This window comes from uncultured Limnohabitans sp. (assembly GCF_937889215.1).
GTDB lineage: Bacteria > Pseudomonadota > Gammaproteobacteria > Burkholderiales > Burkholderiaceae_C > Limnohabitans_A.
In genome coordinates this window covers 1-7,082 of sequence record NZ_CALBEX010000323.1, presented here as the reverse complement: position 1 = coordinate 7,082, position 7,082 = coordinate 1, and the positions used below count along the sequence as shown (strand labels likewise).

Annotated in this window: 5 protein-coding genes and 2 pseudogenes; 6 read left to right on the top strand and 1 reads right to left on the bottom strand. The window is 59.0% G+C overall.

Features of this window, described 5'->3' with window-relative positions:
• Together Q0341_RS08270 and Q0341_RS08265 are read left to right on the top strand one after the other, a co-directional pair.
• Positions 1–168 (top strand): annotated as a pseudogene (locus tag Q0341_RS08270) (type I methionyl aminopeptidase); the annotation flags it as partial.
• A gap of 1 nt (position 169) precedes the next feature.
• Positions 170–2,812 carry a [protein-PII] uridylyltransferase gene (locus Q0341_RS08265; protein WP_299511996.1) on the top strand — a complete coding sequence of 881 codons (2,643 nt, stop codon included), beginning with the start codon at positions 170–172 and terminating at the stop codon, positions 2,810–2,812.
• Between the two features lie 42 nt (positions 2,813–2,854).
• Here the strand turns inward: Q0341_RS08265 and Q0341_RS08260 are convergent, their stop codons facing one another.
• Complete coding sequence (locus Q0341_RS08260; protein WP_299511993.1) at positions 2,855–3,574, bottom strand: GntR family transcriptional regulator; 720 nt, start codon at positions 3,572–3,574, stop codon at positions 2,855–2,857.
• An 88-nt stretch (positions 3,575–3,662) separates the two neighbouring features.
• Here Q0341_RS08260 and Q0341_RS08255 point away from each other — a divergent pair, with 88 nt between their 5' ends.
• The 4 genes and pseudogenes from Q0341_RS08255 to Q0341_RS08240 form a co-directional block, all read left to right on the top strand.
• Positions 3,663–4,820, top strand: coding sequence for an LLM class flavin-dependent oxidoreductase (locus tag Q0341_RS08255; RefSeq protein ID WP_299511991.1), 1,158 nt, complete (start codon positions 3,663–3,665; stop codon positions 4,818–4,820).
• Positions 4,817–5,743, top strand: a complete 927-nt coding sequence (locus Q0341_RS08250; RefSeq protein WP_299511988.1) for an aldo/keto reductase — start codon at positions 4,817–4,819, stop codon at positions 5,741–5,743. Before Q0341_RS08255 ends, Q0341_RS08250 begins: the two co-directional genes overlap by 4 nt.
• Before the next feature lie 49 nt (positions 5,744–5,792).
• Complete coding sequence (locus Q0341_RS08245) at positions 5,793–6,326, top strand: flavin reductase family protein (protein WP_299511986.1); 534 nt, start codon at positions 5,793–5,795, stop codon at positions 6,324–6,326.
• Positions 6,323–7,082 (top strand): annotated as a pseudogene (locus tag Q0341_RS08240) (sulfite exporter TauE/SafE family protein); the annotation flags it as partial. The gene Q0341_RS08245 and the pseudogene Q0341_RS08240, both read left to right, overlap by 4 nt.

The window sequence follows — 7,082 nt, the reverse complement described above, 5'->3', positions numbered from 1 at the left end:
GACATCAAGGAAATGGGTGACGGCTGGACCATCGTGACCAAAGACCACTCTTTGTCAGCGCAGTGGGAACACACGGTGCTGGTGACCGAGACGGGCTACGAGGTCCTGACCATTTCGCCAGGCATGCCGGCTTTGCCAGACTTCATCCAAACCGCGACCACCGCCTGAGATGAGCGATCAGGCACCGTTGGCCGATCTGGCGGCACTGCGCGACACCTACAAGCGCGACAAGGCGGCGGTTTTGCAAACCCTGGCCAGCAGCGGCTCGGCGGTGCGGGGCCTGAAACAAACGCTGCGCCAATTGTCCATTTTGGCCGACGGTTTGCTGATCCAGCTCTGGCACAACGCGGGCTTTTCTGCTGATCTGACCTTGGTCGCCGTGGGCGGTTTTGGTCGGGCTGAGCTGTTTCCCTATTCCGATGTGGATGTGCTGGTGCTGCTGCCGGCGGGACAAACACCCGAAAACAACCCCGGCCTGCAAACCCAACTCGAATGCTTCATTGGCAGTTGCTGGGACACCGGCCTGGAGATTGGCTCCAGCGTGCGCAGCCTTGACGAATGTTTGGCCGAGGCCGCCAAAGACATCACGGTGCAAACCTCTTTGCTCGAATCGCGGCGCGTGACGGGCAACACCCGGCTGTTCACCGAGTTCCAAAAGCAATACCAAGAAGCCATGGACCCCCAGGCCTTCTTGGTGGCGAAAACCCTGGAAATGCGCCAGCGGCACACCAAATTTGAAGACACGCCCTACGCGCTGGAGCCCAACTGCAAAGAATCGCCCGGTGGGCTGCGGGATTTGCAGGTCATCTTGTGGGTCGCCCGTGCCGCGGGCCTGGGGCACAGCTGGGACGACCTGGCGCGCAAAGGCCTGGCCACACCGCTGGAGGCGCGTCAGATCAAACGCAATGAAGCGTTGCTCGGCCTGATTCGGGCGCGCCTGCATTTGCAGGCCAAGCGCCGCGAAGACCGTCTGGTGTTTGACCTGCAAACCAACGTGGCCGAGAGTTTTGGCTTCAGCTCGGATGTGACCCCCGAGGGCCGCCTGGCCCTGCGTGCCAGCGAAAAGCTGATGCGCCAATACTATTGGGCCGCCAAGGCCGTGACGCAGCTGAACCAAATTTTGTTGCTCAACATTGAAGACCAGCTGAAGTCGGATCGAGGCGAAAGCATCGACCATTTCCGGCCGTTGAACGAGCGCTTTTTTGAAAAAGCTGGCCTGATCGAAGTGGCCAGCGACGACCTCTATCAAAAACACCCGCACGCCATTCTCGAAACCTTTTTGCTTTACCAGGCCACCCCAGGCCTGAAAGGCTTGTCGGCCCGAACCCTGCGGGCGCTTTACAACGTGCGGTCCATCATGAACGGCCGCTTTCGCGCCGACCCAGTCAATCGACAGACTTTCTTACAAATCTTGCAGCAGCCACAGGGCATCACACACGCCCTGCGCTTGATGAACGACACCTCGGTGCTGGGGCGCTACCTGTGGGTTTTCCGGCGCATTGTTGGACAGATGCAGCACGACTTGTTCCACGCCTACACGGTCGATCAGCACATCATCATGGTGCTGCGCAATGTGCGGCGGTTTTTCATGGCCGAGCACACCCACGAATACCCGTTTTGCTCTCAATTGGCCAGCGACTGGGACAAGCCCTGGATTTTGTACGCGGCCGCCTTGTTCCACGACATTGCCAAAGGCCGTGGCGGTGACCACTCCAAACTGGGCTGTGCCGAGGTCAGAACCTTCTGCCGCCAACACCAGATCGGCAAAGAAGACGCTCAACTGATCGAGTTTTTGGTCAGCGAGCACCTGACCATGAGCCATGTGGCCCAAAAAGAAGACCTGGGCAACCCCGATGTGATTGCCCGATTTGCCCAGCGCGTAGGCGACGAGCGCCACCTGACAGCCCTGTATTTGCTCACCGTGGCGGACATACGCGGCACCAGCCCCAAAGTGTGGAATGCCTGGAAAGGCAAGCTGCTGGAAGACCTGTACAAAGCCAGCTTGCGCGTGCTTGGCGGCAGTGCGCCGGATGCCAACACCGAAGTGCAGGCCCGCAAGCGCGAAGCCTTGATTGAGCTGGCCCGCCAAGCGCAGCCCCACGAAGGCCACAAAGCCCTTTGGGACACGCTCGAAATCAGCTATTTCATGCGCCACGATGCCTCCGACATCGCTTGGCATGCACGCCAACTAGCACGCCATGTGGCGCTCCCCACGCAGGACGGTCCCCGAACCATCGTGCGCTCGCGGCCGTCACCTGTCGGAGAAGGCCTTCAAGTGCTGGTGTTCACCCCTGATCAACCGGATTTGTTCGCCCGCATTTGCGGGCATTTTGACCAATCCGGTTTCAGTATTTTGGATGCCCGTGTGCACACCACACGAACCGGCTGGGCGCTGGACACCTTTCAGATCGTGACCAGCATGCTGCCTGAGCACTACCGCGAGCTGATGACGATGGTGGAGTCGGGATTGACCCAGACGCTGGAAAAACAGGACGCCCTGCCCTCGCCTTCAAAAGGGCGCATTTCACGCCGCGTGAAAAGCTTTCCCGTCAGCCCCCGAGTCACCCTGAGCCCAGACGACAAAGGCCAAAAATGGCTGCTCAGTTTGTCCGCCAGCGACCGCATCGGCTTGCTCTACAGCGTCGCGCTGGTGCTCGCACGGCATGGCATTCACCTGCATTTGGCCAAGATCAGCACCTTGGGTGAACGCGTCGAAGACACCTTTTTGATCAGCGGCGCCAAGTTGCAACAAAACCGTGCGCAGATCGAGATTGAGACTGAATTGCTCGCAGCATTGCAGGCCGCATCATGAAGAAGTCCCCGCCGCTTCTGCGGCATGCACCCGGTCAACAGATCACTGGCTCATGCGCGACGAATAACGACACACCGCCGGATCAAACCAAGTTTTCGAAAATTCGGCCATCTGGTTGCTGGAAGTCCAGGACACGCGTTCAATGTAGCCCACACAAGCACCAGGCAAGACGGCCAGCGGTCGACACACCCAATCCGGTGCTGCTGCCGCACTGATTTGGTCTTCCACGCGGGCGATCCAAACACCCAGACGTTGCTGATAAAACAGGTACATCGAGTCGCCCATATCGTCTGCGGTCAAATCGGTGCAAGCGCTCGCAGAAAACCAGATTTCTTCAAGCGCCACAGGTTGCTGGCTCAAAAATCGCATGCGACGGACCCGCCAACACATCTGTTCGGCTGGGACCAAGGGCGGCAAGTGGGATGGGTAGGCCTGCAAACTGACATCAAGGATGCTGGCGGTGGGCAAGCCGGGACCGTCGACCAACTCCAAGCGGAACAATTCGTAAATTTGTTGCTGCGTGCCTTTCGTTTGCCGAACATAGGTGCCCGAGCCCTGGATGCGCTCCAAAACCCCCTGCTCCTGCAGCAGGGCCAACGATTTGCGTAAAGTGCCCACAGCCACGGACAAGGTTTGGGCCAGTTCAGCCTCGGTGGGCAGGCGCTCACCACCATGCCAATAACCGGCCTTGATTTGTCGGGCCAGCAATTCGGCAATTTGCAGGTAAACGGGCAGTGGTTTCGCAGGTTGAGCAGCTTTCATGATCACAGTATGACAAACACGGGGAAACCCGAATGACGTCGGGCCGTAATTCATATATCATTCATTCACATTTTGTGAGGAATCCAGCATGAGCATTGTCCCCGTCAAAGGAGAAGACATCCAGGGTGCCGAAGTCGCCTGGTTCGCCCCCCTGTGTTCAGATGACTTTCGGCATTTGGGTGTGCCCGAAGGCGATTTGCGCAGCAATTGGGCCAACACCAGCCGCATCGTCGAACGGGCTGAAGCCCTGGGTTTTCGCAACATACTTTGTCCTTCATCCTACCAAGTCGGACAAGACACCCTGACCTTTGCCGCTGCGGTGGCGCCTAAAACCTCACGCATGAACCTGTTGGCGGCGATCCGATGCGGTGAAACCCACCCGGCGATGCTGGCGCGCACGGTGGCCACGTTGGACCACATTCTGGAAGGCAGGCTGACGCTCAACGTTATTTCATCCGATTTTCCTGGTCAACAAGAAGACAGCGCCTACCGCTACCGCCGCTCATGGGAAGTGGTGGAAATCCTCAAGCAAGCCTGGACGCAAGACGAGATCAACTACGACGGCGAGATTTACAAGCTCAAAGGACTGTCCACGGACCCGGTGCGGCCTTACCAAACCAACGGCGGACCGCTGCTGTATTTCGGCGGCTACAGCCCCGATGCTTTGGCCCTTTGCGGCGCGCATTGCGACACTTATCTGATGTGGCCTGAGCCCAAAGACATGCTCGCCCAGCGCATGCGAGACGCGCATGCCCAAGCCGAAAAGCATGGCCGCTTGCTTGACTACGGCCTGCGCGTGCACATGATCGTGCGCGACACCGAAGTCGAGGCGCGTGAATACGCAGCCGAACTCGTGTCACAACTGGACGACGATAAGGGCCGGGAAATTCGCCAACGCGCACTGGACGCGACCAGCTTGGGCGTGTCGCTGCAAAGCGCCAACCGAGACCGCGCCGACGACGAGGGCTACGTTGAGCCCCATCTGTGGACGGGTGTCGGGCGCGCCCGCAGTGGCTGTGGTGCCGCCTTGGTGGGCAGTGTCGATCAGGTGCTCAGCACCATCCATGACTATCAGAAAATGGGGATTCGCGCCTTCATTTTCTCCGGCTACCCGCATCTGCAAGAATGCGAGATCTTCGGCACCAAAGTGCTGCCGCAGCTCAAAACCGTGTCACTGGCACACGAATATGGCCGTGTCCCGGCCCACACACCGCCCACACCGCTGGGCACAGGAGTCCGCAAATGAATTCAACCGATATCGGCCGCATTGCCTTGCCCAATGGGCAAAGCCTCAGCCGCATGGCTTACGGCGTGTGGCGGCTGTCCGAAGCGCAAGACCACTCAGTGCAGGCCAACTTGGCACGCATAGAGTCTTGCCTGGACCAAGGCATCACCACTTTTGACCATGCCGACATCTACGGTGATTACAGCTGCGAGGCCTTGTTTGGCGACGCCATCAAGGCCAAGCCAGCGCTCAAAAACCGCATCGAGATCGTGACCAAGACCGACATCATGCTGCTCTCGTCTCGGTGGCCCAACACCCGGGTCAAGCATTACGACACCAGCCCCGCTCACGTCTCGGCCAGTGTCGAGCGTTCGCTCTCACGCATCGGCGTGGAGGTGATTGATCTGCTGCTGATCCACCGCCCCGACCCTTTGATGGATGCCCAAGGTCTGGGTGCGTGCCTCGATGGTCTGATCGACGGTGGCAAACTGCGCGGCGTGGGGGTGTCCAACTTCATGCCCTGGGACGTGGATTTGCTGCAATCGTGCATGAAGCACAAACTGCAAACCAACCAGCTGGAGTTGAGTTTGCTCAATACTGCCCCCTTCATCAACGGACAATTGGCCCATGCCCAGCAGCACCGCATGCCCGTCATGGCATGGTCTCCTCTGGGGGGCGGGCGTCTGCATTCACAAGCCAAAACCCCCGGCACAGCGGCAGCCAGACTGGCGCCCAAATTGGCCGAACTGGCCCTCGCCTCAGGCACCGACACCACCGCCGTGGCGATGGCCTGGCTGATGCATCACCCGGTTCAAATTCTGCCCGTGATGGGCAGCAATCAAATCGAGCGGATTGCCCATTTTGTTAATGCCACCCGTGTCCCAATGGACCGCCAGACTTGGTACGAACTGTACGAATTGGCCAACGGCCACGAAGTACCCTGAACAACCCACAACATCCCTTCAATCAGTCACCCTGTTCTTGAAAGTTTCCATGCCCAAAATGCCTGATGACCTGGTAGCCGCTGCAGCACGGCCCGCCCTCCAGGAGCCCGCCGAATACCGCAAGGCGCTTTCCTGCTTTGCCACCGGGGTGACCGTGATCACCGCCCGGTGGCAGGGCAGTGACTGGGGCATGACCTGTAACTCATTTGCGTCGGTGTCTTTGGAGCCCAGGCTGGTGCTGTGGAGTATTCGCAAAGCAGCCACCAGCCTAGAAGCTTTCACGCAATCGGGCGGCTTCACGGTCAGCGTGCTGTCACACCAACAAGAAGCCATTGCACGCCAGTTCGCAACTGGCGACATGGCCGCACGCTTTGCGGGTGTGCCCGTGCAGCGCCAAACCAACCAACGCCAACGCCTGACCGGTGCTGCGGCCTGGTTTGACTGCCAGCTTCACCAACTGGTGGATGCAGGGGACCACCACATTGTGATCGGGCAAGTGCAAGACTTTGGCTGGCAAGACGATGCCAGCGCATTGACCTTCTGGCGCAGCAAATTCGGCCAATTTGAGGCCCTGCCTGCATGATCACGCTAGGGTTGTGGTTTGTGCTGGTCGGCGCTGCTGGCGGTTTCACTGCAGGCCTGTTTGGTGTGGGCGGTGGTTTGGTCATTGTGCCCACGCTCTACTTTCTTTGGCATAGCGATCCCGTGCTGGGGCCTGAAGTCATGCATTTCGCAGTGGCCACTTCGCTGGCCTGCATTGCCACCACATCGGTCAGCAGCTCATGGACGCATTGGCGTGCAAAGCGTTTGCAATTTGACAGCTTCCATTGGTTGGCAGGTGCGGTCAGTGTGGGAGCCGTCACGGGGGTCTTGATGGCCAACGGGGTGCCCAGTCGGTGGCTCAAAATAGCCTTTGGCCTGTTTGCACTGAGCACCTGCATCAGCCTGTTGGTTAAAAAAACGCAAAGCATCAGCAAGCCTTGCCCAGATCGCAAAGAGTTGGTGGGCGCCGGGGCGTTCATTGGCCACATATCGACCTTGCTGGGGGTCAGTGGCGGGGCCATGACCGTGCCTTATTTGGTGCTCAGAGGCGTCGACATGTGACAGGCCGTGGTCGTGAGTTCGGCCGTTGCCATTCCCATTTCTTTGATTGGGGCCTTGGGTCTGGGTTTCACAGGGCCCAACACCCCGCAGACCCTGGGCTATGTTCACGTCCCCGCTTTTTTCGGCATCAGCTTGGTGAGCATCTGGTTTGCCAACTGGGGCGCTCGGCTTTCTCAACGCTTAGACAAACGCAAGCTTCAACTCGCATTTGCCGGATTTTTGGCCTTGGTAGCCT